The 20,602-nt window shown below is 71.7% G+C and carries 13 protein-coding genes; 5 read left to right on the top strand and 8 right to left on the bottom strand.

Features of this window, described 5'->3' with window-relative positions; all coding sequences use genetic code 11:
• Positions 1–63 precede the first annotated feature (63 nt).
• Together ACTMTF_RS16310 and ACTMTF_RS16305 are read left to right on the top strand one after the other, a co-directional pair.
• On the top strand, positions 64–2,178 hold the full coding sequence (locus ACTMTF_RS16310) for a M6 family metalloprotease domain-containing protein (protein ID WP_441111388.1): 2,115 nt from the start codon (positions 64–66) through the stop codon (positions 2,176–2,178).
• Positions 2,179–2,253: 75 nt separating this feature from the next.
• The gene (locus tag ACTMTF_RS16305) at positions 2,254–4,788 is read left to right on the top strand and encodes an ATP-binding protein (protein ID WP_441111387.1); all 2,535 of its coding nucleotides are present in this window, start codon (positions 2,254–2,256) and stop codon (positions 4,786–4,788) included.
• On the opposite strand, the gene ACTMTF_RS16300 is transcribed toward ACTMTF_RS16305, so the two are convergent.
• Entirely contained in the window at positions 4,769–5,548 is a 780-nt protein-coding gene (locus ACTMTF_RS16300) for a hypothetical protein (protein ID WP_441111386.1), read from the bottom strand. The genes ACTMTF_RS16305 and ACTMTF_RS16300 overlap by 20 nt on opposite strands.
• 161 nt (positions 5,549–5,709) lie before the next feature.
• Between ACTMTF_RS16300 and ACTMTF_RS16295 the strand changes: the two genes are divergently transcribed.
• The gene (locus ACTMTF_RS16295; RefSeq protein WP_441111385.1) at positions 5,710–6,501 is read left to right on the top strand and encodes a tyrosine-protein phosphatase; all 792 of its coding nucleotides are present in this window, start codon (positions 5,710–5,712) and stop codon (positions 6,499–6,501) included.
• Between the two features lie 69 nt (positions 6,502–6,570).
• Here ACTMTF_RS16295 and ACTMTF_RS16290 read toward each other — a convergent pair whose 3' ends face one another.
• Positions 6,571–7,611, bottom strand: a complete 1,041-nt coding sequence (locus ACTMTF_RS16290) for a Gfo/Idh/MocA family oxidoreductase (protein WP_441111384.1) — start codon at positions 7,609–7,611, stop codon at positions 6,571–6,573.
• Positions 7,612–7,626: 15 nt separating this feature from the next.
• Positions 7,627–8,526, bottom strand: coding sequence for a proteasome assembly chaperone family protein (locus ACTMTF_RS16285; protein WP_397002860.1), 900 nt, complete (start codon positions 8,524–8,526; stop codon positions 7,627–7,629).
• A gap of 86 nt (positions 8,527–8,612) precedes the next feature.
• Between ACTMTF_RS16285 and ACTMTF_RS16280 the strand changes: the two genes are divergently transcribed.
• Positions 8,613–9,014, top strand: coding sequence for an ankyrin repeat domain-containing protein (locus ACTMTF_RS16280; RefSeq protein ID WP_441111383.1), 402 nt, complete (start codon positions 8,613–8,615; stop codon positions 9,012–9,014).
• Between the two features lie 73 nt (positions 9,015–9,087).
• A complete protein-coding gene (locus ACTMTF_RS16275; RefSeq protein ID WP_441111382.1) occupies positions 9,088–10,089 on the top strand; it encodes a terpene synthase family protein in 1,002 nt (333 codons plus the stop codon).
• A gap of 34 nt (positions 10,090–10,123) precedes the next feature.
• On the opposite strand, the gene ACTMTF_RS16270 is transcribed toward ACTMTF_RS16275, so the two are convergent.
• The 5 genes from ACTMTF_RS16270 to ACTMTF_RS16250 form a co-directional block, all read right to left on the bottom strand.
• Positions 10,124–12,271, bottom strand: a complete 2,148-nt coding sequence (locus tag ACTMTF_RS16270) for an ATP-binding protein (protein WP_441111381.1) — start codon at positions 12,269–12,271, stop codon at positions 10,124–10,126.
• A 241-nt stretch (positions 12,272–12,512) separates the two neighbouring features.
• The gene (locus tag ACTMTF_RS16265) at positions 12,513–13,649 is read right to left on the bottom strand and encodes an FAD-dependent monooxygenase (RefSeq protein WP_441111380.1); all 1,137 of its coding nucleotides are present in this window, start codon (positions 13,647–13,649) and stop codon (positions 12,513–12,515) included.
• A 31-nt stretch (positions 13,650–13,680) separates the two neighbouring features.
• Positions 13,681–17,124, bottom strand: coding sequence for a BTAD domain-containing putative transcriptional regulator (locus ACTMTF_RS16260; protein WP_441111379.1), 3,444 nt, complete (start codon positions 17,122–17,124; stop codon positions 13,681–13,683).
• A 12-nt stretch (positions 17,125–17,136) separates the two neighbouring features.
• Entirely contained in the window at positions 17,137–17,985 is an 849-nt protein-coding gene (locus ACTMTF_RS16255; protein ID WP_441111378.1) for an ABC transporter permease, read from the bottom strand.
• On the bottom strand, positions 17,982–20,570 hold the full coding sequence (locus ACTMTF_RS16250; protein WP_441111377.1) for an alpha/beta fold hydrolase: 2,589 nt from the start codon (positions 20,568–20,570) through the stop codon (positions 17,982–17,984). Before ACTMTF_RS16250 ends, ACTMTF_RS16255 begins: the two co-directional genes overlap by 4 nt.
• Between the last annotated feature and the right edge of the window lie 32 nt (positions 20,571–20,602).

The raw sequence follows: 20,602 nt of genomic DNA, 5'->3' as shown, positions 1-20,602 counted from the left end.
GACTACACGTCTTCCCTACAGTTGTCCGGTGATCTCGGTCAATAAGCTCTATACCGTCAATCCGTGATAGCCCCGAAGAAGCTGTTAAAAGGGTTGCTGGCGGCCCTCGTGGTGATCCCGCTGAGCCTGATGGCGACCCCCGCTTCCGCAGCACCCCCCGGTGACGATCCCGAGCACCCCTGGCGGCACGAGCACTGGCCGCGGACCCAGCCCTGGCAGCAGGACGCGCCCGAGGGGGACGCCCAGCTCAGGCAGGGCCGTCCCAAGGGCGGCATCGCGCCGATCGACCCGCAGAACTGGGAGAACCCCGACCACATGACGTGGGCGGACTACAAGAAGATCCCCGGCGCCAACTGGAACGACCCGAGCGCCAAGGGCTCCAAGCGCACCTTCAAGGGCGCGCTGGTCCTGCTCGACTACCCCAACCAGCCGTTCGTGGTCACCCAGCCGCAGGGCTCGACGATCTTCGCCAACCCGAGCGCCCAGGCCCACGACGTGCCCCGTGACCAGGTGGCGAAGTTCTACCAGGACTTCCTCAACACGCCCAACGAGATCAACAAGGGCCACACCATCCACGAGTACTGGATGGAGGACTCCGGCGGGCGCTACGGCGTCGAGCTGACCGGGTTCGGGCCCTACACGATGCCGGGCAAGGACCATGAGTACGCCATGGAGTTCCAGGCCGGCGAAGGCTGCCCGTCAGGCGACGCCTGCGACAAGAACCTGCGCGCGGACGGCAACGCCGCCTGGCTCGCCGACGTCGGCGAGGAGGTCGCCGGGCAGTTCGACTTCGTCTTCTACCTGAGCGCCGGCCAGGACGAGTCGTCCACCTGGCAGGAGTTCGGCATGATGAAGTTCCCCACGAAGGAGGACGTGCCGGACGAGTGGGGCCCCGAAGGCGACGCCAGCCTGCCCAACTGGTCCAGGACCCGCTACGTCGAGTGGACCTCCTGGCAGGCCGGATCCACCTTCTGGCCCAACGCCCGCTTCGGCGTCGACTCCGTCCAGGCCGAGAGCTCGGGTATGGGCGTCTACGCCCACGAGCTGAGCCACATCATGGGCATCGCCGACAACTACAACAATCCGTACGGCGTGCCGCCGCGACGGGCGTACACCGGCATCTGGGAGATGCTCAGCCGGGGCAGCTTCAACGGCCCCGGCGGCCCGCACTCCCGCTGGCTGATCCCGCCCACCTCCGGCGCGTCCATGGGCGCCCAGCACATGCTGCGCAACAAGATCAAGCTGGAGATGGTCGACGAGCAGCACGTCCTGCGCCTGTCGCGCGAGGCGCTGGACGAGTCCGGTCTGGTCACCGCCAGGGTCACGGCCCGCGCCGTGCAGCCGGGCAGGAACGGGCTGACCGGCGTCAACATCGCCTTCGACACCGGCGACAAGGCCCCGTCCTGCGACACGCGGACCGACCCGCTCTGTGACGGCGGCGGGTACGACAACTACACGGTCGAGGTCGTGGACCGGATGGGCACCGACTCCTTCACCCCCGACTCCGGCGTGCTGCTGGCCAAGACCAAGAACGCCGACCGGGCCCCCTTCGAGTGGGTGATCGACGCCAACCCGCAGGACATCGGCATGACCGACTACGTGATGCCCGACGGGACCAAGGTGCCGATCACGGTCGGCGACTACCGCCAGCTGTCTGACGCCCTCTTCCACGCCGGCACCGACTCCGGCAGCGAGTACGAGTACGTGGACGAGGCCAACCGGCTGCACTTCTACGTCACCGACGTGAAGCGCGACCGCGAGGGCGTGCTCTCCTACACGGTCGCCATCCGCTCCCTGGACGGCGCGGGACCGCAGCGGCGCGGCGTCAGGCTGCTGCCCGCCGCCGGCGTCCCGTCCGGCAAGAACACCTCCACCTGCAAGTTCCCGCTGTTCAACACCGGCAGGGCGGCCCCCGCGCAGGGGCAGCACCCGGAGGACGTCAGCGCCCACCTCAACTCCGACGTCTACCGGCTCAAGGCGGAGGTCTCCGGCAAGGGCTGGACCGCCCAGACGCCCAACGCCCTGGCCGCCGTCGACTTCGGCGAGCGCGCGACGGTGACCGTCAACGCCGTGCGCGACGCGGGCGGCGCCCGGCTCGGCCGGGTCAAGCTGACCGCGACCTCGGAGAGCGATCCCGACAAGACGGTGACGGCCACCTGTCACGTGATCGGCTTGTAGGTGAACGATGGGGTACGGTCGGCGCGGGCCGTGCCCCATCGGCTTGAATCACCCCCAGGAAGGGGGACGCGGTAGGTGTCAGACGAGGTGGACAGGCCACGGCGCGGGAGGCCACGGCGCGGCAAGTTAGGGGTGGCCGCACCCGCCGCCGCGGGGATCGCGGCGGCCGCGGCCAGCATCCTCGCCGCGTCACTCGAATGGGAGATCCCGCCGATGGCCAAGGTGGGCGTGACGGCGGCGGCGGCGCTCCTGGTGGGCGTCGCCACCTGGGCCACCACCACGACGCGCCCCAAGCCCGTCACCCCCGCCGAGCCGTCCTCCCGCCCGCCCGACCAGTGGCCGCCCGTGCCCGAGCACTTCACCGGGCGCGTCGAGGCGCTCGCCGAGCTGCGCGAGGTCTTCGCCGCCCGCCGCAAGTCCGCCACCGTCGGCTCGCCGCCGCTGGTGGTCTCGGTGTACGGCAGGGGCGGCGTCGGCAAGTCGGCCCTCATCACCCGGTTCGGGGAGGAGGTCGCCGACCGGTTCCCCGACGGCCGCCTCTACGCCGATCTGCGCGGCGGCGTCGACGCCCCGGTGCGCCCTGACGAGGTGCTGATCGGGTTCCTGCGGGCGCTGGGCGTCCGGCTGACGACCGACCCGGGCGGACTGGAGGAGCTGCGCAAGCTCTGGCTGACCTGGACCAAGGGCCGCAGGATCCTCATCGGGCTGGACAACGCCCACAGCGCCGAGCAGGTCAAGGCGCTGATCCCGGCCGAGCGCGGCTGCGCGGTGCTGGTCACCTCCCGCCAGCCGCTGTTCCTGAACGGCACCTACGACACCCAACTCGGCGTGTTCAGCGAGGCGCACGGCGTCGAGCTGCTGGCCCGGCTCGCCGGCGGCGCCAGGGTGGTGGACGACCTCGACTCGGCCAAGCGCATCGTCCGGCAGTGCGACCACCTGCCGCTGGCGATCAACATCTGCGGCGGCCGGCTGGCCACCCGGGCCCAGTGGACGCTGCGCCAGATGGCCGACCGGCTGGCCGACGTGCGCCGCCGCCTCGACCAGTTGGAGCTGGCCCCCACGGTGGACAAGAGCGTGCGGGCCTCGGTGCAGCTCAGCTACGACGACTGCACCGGCATGCAGCGCCGCCTGCTGCGCCAGCTCAGCGCGCTCAGCTCGGCCCCCGACGTGCCCGGCTGGGTGGCGGGCGAGCTGCTCGACATCTCCGGGCTCGACGGCGCCGACCAGCTGGAGGCGCTCATCGACGCGCAGCTGGCCGAGTGCTCGGGCACCGACGGCACCGGCACGCTGCGCTACCGGCTGCACGACCTGGTCTCCCTGTTCGCCGCCGAGCTGGCCGTCGGCGACGACCAGGACCGGCGCCGCGACGCCATCGAACGCGTGCTGCACGGCTACCGCCGCCGCGCCGAGGCCGCCGCCCAGAACCGCTGGCCACAGGACTGGAGCAAGGCCGGCCGCCGCTCCGACACCGAGGGCCAGACCCACGCCGGCGACTGGCTGAACGCCGAGCGGCTCACCCTGATGTCCATGGTCCATCTGGCCAGGCAGCTGGAGATGTGGGAGCTGACCTGGGGGCTGGCCAGGGCGTTCTGCTCGCTGTGCCACTCGCTGCGCGCCTACTGGGCCGACTGGCACGCGGTCGCCGACCTCGGCTGCGAGGCCGCGGCCCAGGCGGGGGACCGGCGCGCCCAGGCCATCTCGATGCTCGACCGCGCCGCCGTACAGGGTGGGCAGGGCGGGCAGGAGCGGGGGCGCGCGGACGCCGAGTGGGCGCTGGAGGTGTTCACCGAGCTGGGCGAGACGTGGTGGGCGGCCAGGGCGATGCGCGCGGTCGGCATGACGCTGTTCAGCGACGGCCACCTGGACCGCGCGCAGGAGTACCTCATCGGCGCGATCACCGCGTTCAAGGGGGAGGAGGACTTCTGGTGGATGGCCCGCACCCAGCGCAACCTGGCCGAGATGCGGCTGGCGGAGCGGCGCCCCGAGGAGGCCAGGCAGTTGCTGGAGGACTCGCTGGAGGTGTTCGAGCGGATGGGCAACCGCTACTCCGAGGCGCAGACGCTGCGCGTCTACGGGGAGGTGCTCGCCGCCCAGGCCCGCGGCCTGCACCGCGCGGGCGAGCAGCGGTCGGCCAGGGACGACTTCATCAAAGCGAGCTTCAGCCTGGACCGGGCCGGCGAGATGTTCAAGCAGCGCGGGGAGCTGTGGGAGGAGGCCCGCTGCCTGCGCGCCGCCGGTGAGGTCGGCGACCCGTCCAACGGCCTGCGCGAGCTGGACATGGCGCGGCGGGCCGAGGAGATGCTGGAGGCGCTCGGCGACTCCTGGGGAGTGGCCCGCAGCGCCGTCTCCCTCGGCAGGGTGCTCGGCCGGCTCGGCCGGATGGCGGAGTCGGAGCAGGAGCTGCGCGGGGCCGTGCGCGCCTTCGAGGAGCTGGGCGACCGCTGGTGGATGGCGCGCAGCCTGCTCTACCTGGGCGAGACGTACCTCGACAACGGCGGACGCGGCGCGGCCGTGCCCCCGCTCACGCAGGCCAGGGACATCTACCGGAGCCTGGGCAACGAGGCCGGCATGCGCAGGACGCTGGAGCTGCTCAGACGAGCGGGGACCTGAGCAGCTCGCCCGCAGCCTGCCTGGCCTCGTGGATGCTCCGCTCGAACAGCATGCGCACGTGCGTGGCCTGGTCGGCCAGCTCCTTGATGTGGGCGTGGGCCAGGTCGTCGCGGACGGTGTCGGCGATCAGCCGCTGATAGTCGGGGGTGCGTTCGGCCAGCGCCTCCAGCCGGCGGTGGGCGTGGAAGACCTTGTCGGCCTTCACCACCTGCTTGGCGTAGCGCTCCAGGTGGCGCACCCGCTTCGACAGCGATGTCCAGGCCGCGTCGAGGGCCGTGCTGTAAGGCTTGAACGCGTCCTCCAGGCCCGACGGCAGGTCGCGGGGGACCAGCTTGCCGTGCTCGGCGTGCATGGCCGACAGCTTCGCCAGCCGCTGCGCGATCTGCCACACCTCCTCCGGCAGCGACACCCGGTTGCCGACCGTGTCGATCAGCCCGGCCTGGTGCACCTGGGAGCTCAGGACGGCGGCGCAGGCGTCCTGCGCGCGGCGCAGCAGCACCTGGCAGGGGTAGTCGAGGTCCTCGGGCAGGATGTACCGGTCCGCGTACTCGTAAGCGAGCCCGAGCCGCCGCTTGGCGGTGCGGTTGGAGTTGTCGGTCACCACCCAGCGCATCAGGGCGATCATGCCCATGCCCGTCCCCGCGACGACCACTGCGGCCGGGCTGTAGGTCACCAGCCAGATCAACAGCAGGAAGCCGGGTAAGACGAACAGCCAGGTGGGGTTGTGCGGGGACTCCATCCGCCGGCCCGTGCGTGCCATGCGGAGCACATGAGGGTTCGACCGCAACTCGACCGCGACATCCGGGGGCAGGGATGGATCGACAACCAGCCGAGGGGGCAGAGCTCGCGGATCCATACGTTCATGCTGCGTTATGAACCTCGAATCCGCTGAGATTTTGGCCGACATATAGGGTCAACCTGGTGAACGCGAACACGAGATGGATCGATCTGGCAGGCGCCGTCAACGTACGTGACCTGGGCGGGCTGCCCACCCGTGACGGCGGCGTCACCCGAAGTGGCCGGATCATGCGCGCTGACAATCTCCAGGGACTCACCGAAGCCGACGTGTCGCGGCTGGTCGGCGACCTCAAACTCCGCCACGTCGTGGACCTCCGCTCGACGGCCGAGGTCACCCTGGAGGGCCCCGGCCCGCTGACCACGGTGCCCGAGGTGACCCACCACCACCTCACCTTGTTCGCCGAGAGGGGCAGGCACACCGACGTCGAGGCCGACAGCATCGACGGCGACCGGGTGCTGCCCTGGCACGAGCGCCAGGAGGACACCGAGCTGCGCGTCACCGGCTTCTACTACGGCTACTTGCGTGACCGGCCCGACGCGGTGGTGGCGGCGCTGCGGGCGATGGCGCTGGACGACGGCGCGGCCGTGGTGCACTGCGCGGCGGGCAAGGACCGTACGGGCGTGCTGTCGGCGCTCGCGCTCGACGTGGCGGGCGTCACTCGGGAGGCGATCGTCGAGGACTACGCGGCCACCGGGGAGCGCCTGGAGCTGATCCTGCGGCGGCTGCGCGGCAGCCGCACCTACCGTGACGACCTGGACTCGCGCCCGGCCGACGACCACATGCCGCGGCCGCGCTACATCGAGCAGTTCCTCAGCGTGCTGGACGAGCGCTTCGGCGGGCCGCAGGGATGGCTGGCGCGCAACGGCTGGACCGCCGACGACACCGCCGCCATGCACGCCCGCCTGCGCGAGTGACCCAGCAGATCCGCTGATCCAGCAGATCCGCTGATCCAGCAGATCCGCTGATCCAGCCGGTCCGCCGGCTCAGCCCGTCCGCACCACGATTTCCTGCGTCGCCGACAGCTTCGCCGCCTCGATCACCGCCAGCGTCTCCAGTGCGCTGTCCGCGCTCACCGGCGGCGGCGCTCCGGTCCGCAACGCCGTCGCGACGCCGCGGTAGAAGTCGAGGTAGGCGCCGGACTCGGTGGGCACCCGGCGCGAGTCGGCGTCCGTGCCGGCGACGCCCCACCGCTCCTCGCCCTCGTCGCCGAAGCCCGCCGCCAGCGGCGACGCGCCCGCGCGCAGCCGCTCCTCCTGGACGTCCAGGCCCTCCTTGACGTACGCCCCGGCGCTGCCGAGCACCCGGAAGCGCGGCCCGAGCCTGGCCGCCATGGCGCTCACCCACAGATGCGAGCGGGCGCCGCCGTCGTGCTTGAGCGCGATGAAGGTGTCGTCGTCGGCCGCCACCCCCTCGCGCCGTACGTCGCTCTCGCAGTAGACCTCCCGCGCCGGCCCCAGCAGCCGCACCGCCTGGTCGACCAGATGGCTGCCGAGGTCGTACAGCAGGCCCCCGACCTCCTCGGCGCCGCCCGCCTCGCGCCAGCCGCCCTTGGGCGCCGGCCGCCACCGCTCGAACCGCGACTCCAGCCGCAGCACCCGGCCCAGTGCCCCCTCGTCGAGCAGCCGGCGCACGGTGAGGAAGTCGCCGTCCCAGCGCCGGTTGTGGAAGACGCTCAGCATGAGCCCCCGCTCCCGGGCCAGCTCCACCACCCCGCGCGCCTCCTCGACGGTCCGCGCGAAGGGCTTGTCCACGACCACCGCCTTGCCGTGCGCCAGCGCCTCGGTGGCCACGGCCACGTGGGTGCGGTTCGGGGACGCGACGACGACGAGGTCGCACAGCCCCCACAACCGCGCCACCTCGTCCACGCCCGCCGCCCCGTAACGGGCGCGCACCTCGGCCTGCCGCTCCGGATCGCGCGTCACCACGGCCGTCAGCCGCAGCCCGTCGGCCGCCTCGATCAGCGGCGCGTGGAAGACGGACCCAGCGGTCCCATAGCCGACCAACCCCACCCGGATCTCATCCATCGCCCCAGGCTAGGCCTATTCGTCGTCGCGTTCGGCGAGGAACCGCTCGAACTGGGCGGCCAGCTCGTCCCCCGTGGGCATCGGCGTGCTGTCGGCCATGAGGTTCTCACGGTCCGAGCCCCCCGCGAAGGCGTCGTACTGCTGCTCCAGCCCGGTGATCGCGCTGGACAGCTCGGCGGAGGACTGGATCTGCTCCTCGATCTCCGCCGTGGTGCGCTGAGCCGCCTCACGCAGTCCGTCCATCGGGAAGACCAGGCCGGTGTTGCGCGTGATCGCCTCCAGCGCGGCGACCGCCGCGCTCGGGTATTCGGCCTGCGAGAGATAGTGCGGAACGTGCACCGCGTAGCCGACCACGTCGTGCCCGGCGGCGCCGAGCCGGAACTCCAGCAGCGCGGCGGCACTGCCCGGCACCTGGACGCGGCCGAACGCGCTGGTCTGCGGGTTGATCAGCTCGGGCCGGCTGGCGTGCACGGTGACGCCGAGCGGGCGGGTGTGCGGCACGGCCATCGGGATGCCGTGCAGAGTCACCAGCCTGCTCACGCCCAGCCGCTTGACCAGCGTGCCGACCGCCCGGGTGAACAGCTCCCACTCCCCGTCCGGCTCCGGGCCGCTGAACAGCAGGAACGGAGTGCCCGTGGCGTCCTTGACGCTGTGGACGATCAGCTCGTGGCTCTCACACTCCACCCATCTGTCGGTGTCGAAGGTCATGATCGGCCGTCGCGAGCGATAGTCGATCAACCGGTCCACGTCGAACGTCGCGACAACCCGGTGCTCCAGCTCGGCCAGCAGGTGCCCCAGCGCGAGGCGCCCAGTGGAGCCGGCATCGACAAAACCGTCGAAGTGGTACAGCAACACCGGATCGGCCAGCTCGGGGACGTCATCGGCGAGCTCATATAGATCCGTCGGGTCGAACACGGTTGGACAGCCTTTCCCTAGGTACTCTCATCCAGAACCTACGGCGAGCCGGAACGATTCCGTGCAGGGCACCCTATCGAGGCACAATGGGAGGCATGGACGGGGATCCGGAGCTCGAAGAGTTCGCCACGAGGCTGTTCGGCCTGGTCAGGGCGGGTGAGACGGACGCCTTGCGGGCTTATGTGGAAGCCGGGGTTCCAGCCGATCTCACCAACGGCAAAGGTGACACTTTGCTGATGCTGGCGGCATACCACGGTCATGCGGCGACGGTCCGGATGCTGACCGAGCTGGGCGCCGATCCGGACCGGGCCAACGACCGGGGCCAGACGCCGCTCGCGGGGGCGGTGTTCAAGAAGGAGTCTGACGTGGTCAGGGCGCTGCTCGACGCAGGGGCCGAGCCGAGCGCCGGCACTCCCTCGGCGATCGACACGGCCCGGATGTTCGCGAACGAGCAGTTTCTTCAATGGTTCGACCAAAGTGGCTCATAGTATGAAATGAAGGGGAATGGGCTGGAAGTAGCCAACTGTGGCCTTTCGAACGGTCCCTCGTCATGCTGGATGAGTGGCTAATCCTTCGCATCCCTTCAGTAGGCGACCACTCCACATCCCTCCGCTGCCCTGTCCGTTCCCCAATGAGATCAACGGGAACGCCACGGAGGTCGACGCAGAGAGCCACACCTGGCTGGCCGCCCGCAACCTGCTCGCCGGAGCCGACACGATCGAGCACTTCCGGCGCTCCAAGATCGGCATGCTCGCCGCACGCACCAATCCGACCGTGCCACGCGAGAATCTCAGGCTGATCAACGACTGGTACAACTGGCTCTTCGCCTTCGACGACGCGATCTGCGAGGGCGAACGGGTAGGGCACCGGGCCGCCTCGCTCGCCCGCGCCCTCCCGCCGCTCCTGGAGATCCTCGACAGGCGCAGAGAGCCGGACAGCACCGACCCGTTCGGTCTCACCCTGCGTGAACTGCTCGACCGGATCACGGAGTTAGGCAGCCCCGCCCAGGTCGACCGGTGGCGCACCACGGTCAAGGAGTATCTGTTCGCCCAGATCTGGGAGGCCGCCAACCGCGAAGCCGACCTGATCCCCACCCCCGAGGACTACGTGCTGATGCGCCGCATCACCGGCGCGACCTTCACCTGCTTCGCGCTCATCGACATCGCCGGCGGCTATCGGGTCGAAGCCGAAGAGTGGCACCATCCCGATGTGCGCACCCTGTCGGACCTCGCGTGCGACCTCATCGGGTGGGACAACGACCTGCTCTCGTACGCCAAGGAGCGCGACAAGGACAAGGCCAGGCACAACCTCGTCACCGTGCTGGCCACCCACCGGACGCTGCCCCTCCAGGAGGCGCTCCAAGAAGTCTCGAACATGCACAACGCCGCCATCGCCGCCTTCATCGCGCGGCGCGCGGCACTCGACAGCTGGGCCTCCATGCCGGTCCGCAGGTACGTGCAGGGTCTCGAACACTGGGTACGGGGCCACATCGCCTTCTCGCTCGGCAGCGCCCGCTACGTGCACGCCTGGCCGACGGGCACCCGCTGGCCGCAGGCCGGATAGGACCTCCGGCGACGTCAGGCCCCCGCACTGCTCTTCAGGTCCCGGGCCCTGAAGCCGCTCCCGGCGGATCAGCCGGGTCGTTCTCCGAGGCGTCCAGCTCGCCCAGCGCGAGCGCGGACGCCTCGTCGAGGTCCAGCCTGGCGCCGTCCCCCAACGCCTGCGCGTAAAGACGCTCCCCCATCGCCTTCTGGCACTCCTTGACGCACTGATCATGGTCGCTGGTCATGAACGGGGCGCCGAGCATGGGCAGGCCGGCGGTCTTCCAGTTCTGCTGCAGTGCTCCCAGCAGCCGGGCGGCCAGTGGCTCCCGCCCCAGAGCGGTGAAGATCCTCGCCGTCGTCTCCAGCACCAGCAGCGTGCCGAGCGTGTCGTGGAAGTGGCGCTTGACGCGTAGCGCCTCCCTGGCGCTCTGCAGCGCATCCCCGGCGCGGCCGGTCGCCAGCTTGGTGAGGGACATGGCCCACTGCGCGTAGGAGCCCACCCACAGCTCACCGCGCTCCTTGCACACCTGCAGGCAGTCCTGCAGCAGGGACTCGGCCTCGTTGAACTCACCCTGCGCCGACAGCACCAGCGACAGCTCGACGATCGCGGGCAGCAGGCCCGGGTTGAGCTCCTTGTTGTCGGTGTTGAACTCGATCGCCACCCCCAGCAGCGCGCTGGCCTTCTGCAGGTCGCCCTGCAGGACCGCGGCGGTGCCCTGCATCTTGGAGGCGAGGATGACGGCTCGGGAGTCGCCCACCCTGACCGCTTCCTTGCTGCAGCGCTCGGCCGCGTCCAGCGCGCCCACGCTGTCGCCCTGGGCGCTGCGCACGTAGGACAGCACCCACAGAGCCTTGCACCGCTCCTTGCTCACGGCACGGTTGGCCTCCAGCGCCCGCTCCAGATACAGCCGGCCCTCACGCTGGAAGCCGCAGCACACCCACATGAACCAGAGCGACGACAGCAGCCTCAGCGCCAGCACCGACTCGCCGGGCGTGCGCAGCGCGTGCTCCAGCGCCAGCCGCACGTTGTCGTGCTCCTGGCGCATGCGGATGAACCAGTAGACCTGCCTCGGCCCCGACCAGGCGTCCTCGCTGCGCTGCGCCAGATTGAGGTAGTAGGCCAGATGCCGGTGCCGCAGATCCTGCGTCTGGCCGAGCTTGTCCAGCCACTCCTCGCCGTACTCCGCGAGCGTGTCGATCAGCTTGTAACGGACTCCGGCGTGGTTGCTCCTGATCATCAGGATCGACTTCTCCACCAGCCCGGTGACCAGGTTGGTGATCTCCTCGGCCGGCAGCCGCTCGTCGGCGCACACGAAACGGGCGGCGTCGAGCTCGAAGTCGCCGGAGAACACCGACAGCCGCGCCCACAGCAGCCGCTCGGCGGGCTCGCACAGCTCGTGGCTCCACCCGATGGCCGCGCGCAGCGTCTGGTGCCGCGGCAGCGCCGTCCGGCTCGCGCCCGCCAGCAGGCTGAACCGGTCGGCCAGCAGGCCGAGGATCTGCTCGACGGACAGCGCCCGCAGGCGTACGGCCGCCAGCTCGATCGCGAGCGGGATGCCGTCGAGGCGGCGGCACAGCTCGGCCACCGCGGCGATGTTCTGCTCCTCCAGCACGAAGTCGGGCACCACGGCCCCGGCCCGCGCCGAGAACAACTGCACCGACTCGTTGGTGAACAGGCTCTCCACCGGATCGTCGCCGGGCACCTGCAGCGGCGGCACCGGCACCACGTGCTCGTACGGCAGCTGCAACGACTGGCGGCTGGTGGCCAGCACCTTGAGGTTGGGCGCGGCCTCCAGCAGCTCGTGGATCAGCTCGGCGCAGCCCTGCACCAGATGCTCGCAGGTGTCGATGATGAGCAGCATGTCGCGGTCGCCGACCCACTCCGCCAGCGAGTCCGTCTCGTTGCGGGAGGACTGGTCGGCGATGCCGAGCGCGGAGGCGATCGTGTGCTTGACCATCCCGGCGTCCTGCAGCCGCGCCAAATCGGCGAACCAGACGCCGTCGGGATACTGCGTCCGGATCTGGTGCGCCAGCCGGAGCACCGTCCGCGACTTGCCGACCCCGCCGATCCCCGTGACGGTCACCAGGCGCGACTCGGCGAGGTGCCGCTTGAGGTTGGCGAGCAGCCGCGTCCGCCCCACGAAGCTGGTCAACTCCGCCGGAAGATTGCCGTCTCGCCGCCATCCTGTCGGGGTGGCCATGGGTAGCCTCACGGGGGGATAGGCGACAAATCTGCGTACGCATCGTACCCCCGCCTTTGCCCCCTGTCCCGGCACGGGAAAAGCCGCCGGGGTCGGCTTTGTATCACTGAGTAGTATGTATGCCGTGACGGAATTTCTCCCGGAGCAGACCTCCGATGACACCGACAAGGGCTGGGGCGAATGGCGAGAGGCCGACCCCGACGACTTCTACCGGGAGAACAAACCACCCCACTGGGGCTGATCAATAGTCCTTGAGCCGAATGTCCGTGGCGAACCGGTCGGTCATCTTCAGCATCGCGCCGAGCAGCAGCCTGCGCTTGAAGATCCAGTTGCGCATGGTGATCCGGGCGTGCGAGCGGGGTGCGAGGAACGGCCCGGCGCTGCCCTGCTTGGCCACCTTGGCGTAGCCGCGAAACTCGCGCTCGTAGCCCGCGAACCCCGCCCGATGATCGCCGCGCGCGGCCAGCAGCTCTCCCGCCAGCACGTACGCCCCCACGACGGCCAGCCCGGTGCCGAATCCGCCCAGGGTGTTGCCGTAGGCGGCGTCCCCCAGCAACACCACCCGGCCCTCGGCGTAACGGTCCAGCTCCACCCGGCTGATCGAGTCGAGATGGACGTCCGGCGCCTCCGGCAGCCTGGCAAGGATCTCGGGGATCCGCCAGCCCCCGCCCCGGTAGGCGTCCATCAGGATCCGCCGCTGCTGCTCGACGTCGTAGCGGTCGAAGTCCAGCGGCTCGGAGGCGAAGACGAAGAACGACGGCGCCTTCGGCCCGCCCAGCGTCACCATCCGGCCGGGCTCGTTGTACATCCGGTTGCCGTCTCCGGCGTCGATCTGGGCCAGCGCGTAGTAATGGCCGAGGAAGCGCACGTACGACTCCTCGGGGCCGAAGGCCAGCCGCCGCACGTTCGAATGGATGCCGTCCGCGCCCACCACCAGGTCGAAGGTGCGCGGCGCGGCCCGATCGAAGGTGACGCGCACGCCGTCGCCGGTGTCCGTCAGCGAGGCGATGGAGTCGCCGAAGACGTACTCGCACGTGCCCGCGGTCCGCTCGAACAGCAGGGCCGACAGATCGCCGCGCAGGATCTCGATGTCCCCGCCGGTGAATTCTCCCGGCATGACCGCCAGCCGCCTGCCGTCCGCGTCGACGATGACCTGGTCGGTGCCTCCCGTCTGACGTCGCCGTACCTCCTCCAGGATGCCCATGCGCTCCAGCACCGTGAGGTGCGTCGCCCCCTTGAAGTCGACCGCCTGCCCGCCTGTGCGCAGGCCCGGCGCCTTCTCCACCACGGTCACGTCGCAGCCGTAACGGTCGAGCCAGTAGGCGAGCGCGGGGCCGGCGATGCTCGCGCCCGAGATGAGGACCTTCGTGTTCTGCATGGTCACGACTGTGCCGGGACCCGCTGACAGCTCACCTCCCGTCGGCTGACAGCCACGCCTCCGCCTGGTCGAGCACCGTCAGCGCCTCCTCCCGGCCCATCCGAGCCCCCCGCGCGAACTCGCCCGCGAACCCCGCCGCCCCGGCCATCCGCCTGGCCTCCCCGGCGCTGCGGGCGACCTGGGCGTCACCGGCCACCGCGAACCCGCGCAAGGCCACCGCCACCCCCAGCAGCGCGGCGACCCGCCGCCCGGCCCGCTCCTCCGGACCGGCCGGGGAGACCCCGCCCGCGCCCCGGCGGGCCGTGTTCCCTGCGAGCGCCGCCAGGACGGCCTCGGCCTGCCATTCGGCGGCGTCGGCCAGGTCCGACGCCAGCGGAGACCTGCGCGCCACGGCGACCGCCCGCCTGTAGAGCGCCGACGCGCCGTGGCCGCCCCCTGCTTCGCTGCCGGCTTCGTCGGTTGCGCCGTCGGCTGTGGAGTCGGCTGTGCCGTCGGACAGCCGGGCGAGGGCCGCCAGGACGTGGGCCTGGACCTGCCGAGCGCCGAAAGCGCCACTCCGGGTGGCTGCCAGTGCCGCCTCCAGCCGCCGGCGGGCCTCGGCCGGATCACCGGCGGCCCAGGCGAGCTCTCCCAGCCCCAGCCCGGCCATGACAGGCGGCTCCGACCGGCCCGCCCGCCCGGCGGCCTCCCCGGCACGCCGGAAGTCGGCGCTCGCGGCCGCGAGATCACCCGCGCGCATCAGCGCCTCCCCGCGACGAGCCAGTACGTCCGCCGTCTCCTCCAGCGCGCCCAGCTCTTCGAGCAGCTCCAGCGCCTCCCGCCACAGCACCCGGCACCGGTCCCACTCCCCGCGCCAGCTCGCGATGACCGCCAGCCAGTCCAGCCCCTGCGCGATGCCCCACCGCTCGCCCAGCGCCCGGAACAGCGCCAGCACCTCCGCCAGCTCCGCCTCGGCCACGGCCGGCTCGCCGTCGAGCAACCTCAGCAGGGCCCGGCTCAACCGCCCCAGCGCCACGCCCCACGGATCAGAGCCGAGCACCCAGTCCCGGTCAGGCCCCACCGGCAGGGCCGGCGGCCCCACGGTCATCCCCCACAGCGCGGCGGTGAACGGATGGCGCAGGGGCTGATCCAGCCCGCTCATGAACGCCTCCGCCCGTGCCCAGTGCTCGGGCGCTGCTCGGGGCACGGCATGCAACACACACATGACGTACGCCTCCTCCAGCCCTGGGACCGGCCCGCCGGTCGCCCTCAGCAGCTCGGCGGCGACCTCCCCGGCCTGGCTCTGCCGCCCGCTCAGCCACCAGTAGGTCGCCAGCGCCATCACCATCCGCAGCGCCGTCTCCCGGTCGTGCCGCACGGCCCAGCGCAGCGCGTCCATCAGGTTCCCGTGCTCAGCGGACAGCAGAGCCAGCCACTCGAGCTGATCCCCCCGCCGCAGCCGCGGATCGGCCCGCCGGCCCAGCTCCTCGCACCATCGGGCATGCCGCCCGCGGACGCCGTCCTCCTCGCCGGCCTCCGCCAGCCGCTCGGCACAGAACAGCCGAATCGTGTTCAGCATCCGATACCGACCGCCATCGACCCCGATCAACGACTTGTCCACCAAGTCCGCCAAAACCCCGGCAACGTCCCCCAACCCGCCTGCCGTCTCCCCGATCCCGGCGGGTTCGCTCACCGCCGGCCCGACCGTGGCCCGTGCGCACACCGCCTCGACGGCCGCGATCGTCGCCCCTCCGGCGAACACCGAGAACCGCCTGGCCAGGATCCGCTCCTCAGGGCTGAGCAGGTCCCAGCTCCACTCCACCACCGCCCGCAGCGCCCGATGCCTCGGCGCCCCGGTCCGATCCCCCCGGGACAGCAACCTGAACCGCCCATGCTCGGTCAGCCGCGCGGCGATCTCCTCGACGTCGAACGACCGCAGCCGCGCCGCCGCCAGCTCGATGGCCAGCGGCAGCCCGTCCAGCGCGGCGCAGATCCGCACCACCGCGTCCACGTTGTCCTGCCGCACCTCGAACGCCGGCCGCACGGCCGCCGCCCGGTCGGCGAACAACCGCACGGCGGGATACCGGAGCGCCTCCACCGCCGCCGGGTGGTCCTTGGGGGCTGTGGAGGCAGGGGGATCGGTGGGGTCGGTGGGGGGTAGGGCCAGCGGTGTCAGCGTCACGAGGGCTTCGCCGGTGAGGCCCAGCGGCTCCCGGCTGGTGGCCAGGACGTGCAGCCGGGGACACTCGGTCAGCAGCGTGCGGACCAGTTCGGCGGCGGGGGCGATGAGATGTTCGCAGTTGTCCAGGACGATCAGTGTGTCCCGCTCCGCGAGCGCCGACACCAGGCGCCGGACGGGGTCACGCAGCCGCGGCGTCCGCAGCCCGCTGTCCCGCAGCCCCAGCGCCTCCAGCACCGTCCGCGCCACCTGCTCTACCTGCTCTACCTGCTTCTTCCCGGGAGGACCGGCAGCCGTGGTGTCCTTCGCTCCGGCGGCGGAGGGTGTATGTCCGCAGGCGTCCGGCGCGTGCCGGGTGGTCGCCGGGCCGTCTGTCAGGGCCGGTGTGAGGTCCGGGGGGAGGGAGGACAGGTCGACGAAGTACGCCTCGTGGTCGGCCCGAGTGGCGGCCTCGATGGCCAGCCGGGTCTTCCCCATGCCGCCGGGCCCGACGATCGTGCGTAGCCGGGAGCCGTGCGAGGCGAGGAGGCCCAGGTCGTGTTCGCGCCCCACGAAGCTGGTCAGCTGCGCCGGCAGCTTCCGGGGCGCCGGCGCGGGCGGGGAGGCACGCAGGACGGCGAGGTGGGCGGCGGCGAGCTCGGGGGAGGGGTCGGCGCCGAGTTCGGCGGCAAGCAGGCGGCGGCCTTCCTCGAACACCGCGAGCGCCTCCGCCTGCCGCCCGTCCGCGTGCAGCGCGCGCATCAACTGGGCCCTGAACCGCTCGCGTAAGGGATGGGCCGACACCAGCCGCCGCAGCTCCGCCACCGAAGCGCCCGCGGGCAGGGCGAGCTCCGCCTCGGCGAGATCCTCCCTGACGGTCAGCCGCAGCTCTTCCAGCCGTGCCGCCTGCGCCTGCCCGAACGGCAGGTCGGGGAGGGCGGGCCCGTGCCAGAGCCCGAGCGCCTGGCGGAGCGTCACGGCGGCGGCGTCGTGCCGGCCCGCCGCCAGCAGCTGCCGCCCCTGCCCGGCCAGCCGTTCGAACCGGTGCGCGTCCACCGTGTCGGGGTCCACGGCGAGCAGGTAGCCGCCGCCCCGGAACTCGATCAGCCCGGCCCCCAGAGCGCGCCGCAACCGGGACACCTGGGCCTGCACGGCGTTGGCCGCGCCGGCCGGCGGGTCCTCGCCGTACTGGCCGTCGATCAGGGCCTCGACGCCGACCACCCGTCCGGCGTTCAGCAGCAGCATCACCAGCAGGGCGCGCGGCCGCGGCCCGCCGACGGGGATCAACTCCCCGCCGGGGCCGCGCACCTCCAAAGGACCCAGGACGCCGAACCGCATGGACGCCAGTATCTAGCTGACCACGTCCTTACGGCGAAACCGGACGAAGGCGACGGCGATGAGGAGGGCCGAGTACGTGATCGACAGTGACGCGCCCCTGACCATGCCGCTCCAGTCGAGCTCCGGCGCGAGGGCGTCGAGCCAGGCGTTGTTCCAGAAGGTCGGCAGGAACTCGCGCAGCGCGCCCAGCGCCTCCACCGCCTGCAGGATGGTGCAGATGATCCACAGGCCCACCGCCCCGCCCACCGCGCCGAGCGGCGAGTCGGTGGTGGTGGAGATGAGGAAGGCCAGGGCCGCCACGACGAGCTGGCTGACCAGGGCGTAGCCGATGGCGATGCCGAACCGGGGCAGGACGTCGAACGCCGGGATGGTCTCCCCCGTACCGGGCACCTGGATGTCGGCCCAGCCGAACGCCAGCGTGCCCGCGAGCAGCGCCATCAGCGGCAGGCAGATCACGGCGGCGGCGGAGTAGCCGAGTGCCACGATGAGCTTCTGCCGCAGCAGCCGGTCGCGTGGCACCGGCGCCGCCAGAAGGTAGCGGAGGGAGGACCAGCCGGCCTCGCTGGCCACGGTGTCACCGCAGAACAGGGCGACGGCGACGACCAGCAGGAAGCTCGCGGAGACCGACAGGGCGAACGCCGCGAAGTTGAGGCCGCTGGCGGTGGCCAGGTCGGAGATGCGCAGCGCCGACTGCTGGTTGCCGCTGCCCTGCGGGCCGAACTGGAAGGCCACCACGAGGATCCACGGCAGCGCCAGCAGCAGCCCGAACATGACCAGGGTGCGCCGCCGCTTGAACTGCCGGACGATCTCGACCCTCAGCGGAAGGGTGCGGCCGGGCGCGTAGCCCGTCGCGACGGTCATGCCTTGTCTCCGATCAGGTCCAGGAACACGTCTTCGAGGCGCGAGCCCTGCCCGTTGCCGTGCCCGTTGCCCTGCCCATCGCCCTGCCCGTTGGTGGCGGTGGCGGAGCCGAGCAGAGCCGACACCGTGCCGGTCGACACCAGCTTGCCCCGGTGCATGACGACCACGTGCGTGCAGGTCTGCTCGACCTCGGCCAGCAGGTGACTGGACACGATCACCGTACGGCCGTCACGCGCGTAGCGCTTGAGCACCTCGCGCATCTCCCTGATCTGGGGCGGGTCGAGGCCGTTGGTGGGCTCGTCCAGGACGAGCAGGTCCGGCATGCCGAGCATGGCCTGCGCGATCGCCAGGCGCTGGCGCATTCCCTGCGAGTAGGTGCGTACGGCCCGGTCCAGGGCCTTGCCGAGCCCCGCGATCGCCAGCGCCTCGTCGAACCGGGCGTCGGCGGCGGGGCGGCCGGTGGCGGCCCAGTAGAGATGGAGGTTGTCGCGGCCGGACAGGTGGGGCAGGAACCCGGGCCCTTCGACGAACGCGCCGAGCCGGGACAGCACCGGCGCCCCCGGAGTGACCGTTTCACCAAATATCCGGATCTGGCCGTCGTCGGGGCGGATGAGGCCCAGCATCATCCGCATCGTGGTCGTCTTACCGGCGCCGTTCGGCCCGAGCAGCCCCAGCACCTCGCCCTGCTCGACCCGGAACGACAGCCCGTCGACGGCCAGCTCGCCGTTGCGGTAGGCCTTGGTGAGCCCGCTGATCTCCAGCGGAGCCACCGGCTCGTCCGGTGCGGCGGCGGACGGCATGGCGGTGGACGGTGTGGCGGTGGACGGCGTGGCGGTCCGCCTGCGGCCGGTGGCCAGCAGGACGGCGGCGACCACGATCGCGGCCAGCGGCATCGCCCACACCCACCACGCGATCCCGGTCACCGGCGCGGCCAGCGTGGCCACCGTCGGGACCGCCAGCGCGGGGGAGGCCAGGCCGATCCGGTAGGAGGCGGGCTCGGCGGGCGTGGCGAACCCCATGTCGGTGGTCGCCACCACCAGCCTGAGCCGGTGCCCGACGGCGAAGCGGTGGTCCACGACCGGCAGCTTGACGTCGACCTCGACGGACTCCGCCCCGTCGGGGACGGTCACCCGCAGCGGGGAGACCAGGCCGGCGGGCAGAACGGGCGGCTGGAGGGAGTCGGAGACGTCGAAGAGCTTGGCGAACAACGTCACCTCGCCGCTGCCGTACACCCTGATCTTGGCCGTCGCGCTGCCGGTGAGCTGGAGCGGGGCGGTGAGCGGCGGGGACTCGAAGGCGGCGCTCTGGCCGGGCATGTCGAGCGAGACGCTCACGTTGCCCTGGCCGCCCAGCAGGCCGCTGACGCCCGGCACGGTGGAGATCGAGGCGGGGGAGCCGCCGGGCGGGTTGACGATGTTCTGCTCGGGGCCGCCGAGCGTGACGGTGGTGACGTCGGTGCCGCTCAGGCCGGGGTAGGCGGCGGCCTCGGGATGCATGCGGATGCGCTGGCGGGTGCCGGGGTCGCGGCCGCCGTCGCGGGTGACGGTGAAGGCGCTGACGGAGGCGGGCTCGCCCTTGAGATGGCGGGCGAACCAGGCGGTCGTCTGCTCGTGCAGCCAGTCCACCTCGCCGTTGCCGCCGTCATGGCCGCCGTCGAACCAGGCCAGGCTGACCGGGGTGCCGGTGGCGGCGATGGCCCTGGCGTTGGCGTCGGCGTGCTCCAGCGGGAACAGCGAGTCGCGCTGGCCCTGGATGAGCAGCGTCGGCGCCTTGATCCGCCCGGCCACCGCCACGGGGCTGGACCTGCTCAGCAACGCCACCGCCTCGGGCGTGGCCCGGCCGGTCTTGGCGACCTCCTGGTAGACCTCGCAGATGGCGGGCAGGAACCGGCCGCACCTCGCCTGCTCGGCGGTCAGCGCCTCGGGCTGCCGGTTGAGGGCCTCCAGGCCCTGCGGGGCACCGCCGCCGCCCCGGCCGAAGAAGATGCCCGCCCACATGCGCTTGAACACGCCGTTCTCGGGGCCCTTGCCGGTGGCGTCCGGGAACAGCGCGTCGGCCAGGTCGGACCAGGTGATCTGCGGCACGATCGCGTCGACCCGGGGGTCGTGCGCGGCCGTCATCAGCGCGATGGAGCCGCCGTAGGAGCCGCCCGTGATGCCCACGCGCGGGTCGCCGGAGGCGTCGAGCCGGACCTCGGGCCGCTTGGCCAGCCAGTCGATGAGCTGCTTGACGTCCTTGACCTCGTAGTCAGCGGAGTTGAGCGCTATCTCGCCGGTCGAGCGGCCGAAGCCGCGCGCGGACCAGGTGAGCACGGCGTAGCCCGCCTCGGCCAGGCGGACGGCCTCCTCGCGGACGCTCAGCTTGCTGCCGCCGAAACCGTGCGCGACGAGCACCGCGGGCGCCTTCCCGCCGCCGGGCGGGGCGAAGAAGGTCGTGTCGAGCTCGACACGCTGGTCGTCGGCGGGTCCGTCGACGACGGTGATCCGCTGGTGCAGACCGCTGACCTCCGGCCCTGACGGCCACACCGACCACGTCATCACCCCCACAAGGGCGAGCACCGCGACCAGCACGGCCGTACGTTTCATGGCGGTGAGCCTACTTTCCGCACCTGAGAGAT

It is taken from the genome of Nonomuraea sp. ZG12 (assembly GCF_052068115.1).
In the GTDB taxonomy this organism is placed as follows: Bacteria; Actinomycetota; Actinomycetes; order Streptosporangiales; family Streptosporangiaceae; genus Nonomuraea.
This window is presented reverse-complemented; position numbering and strand designations above follow the sequence as displayed.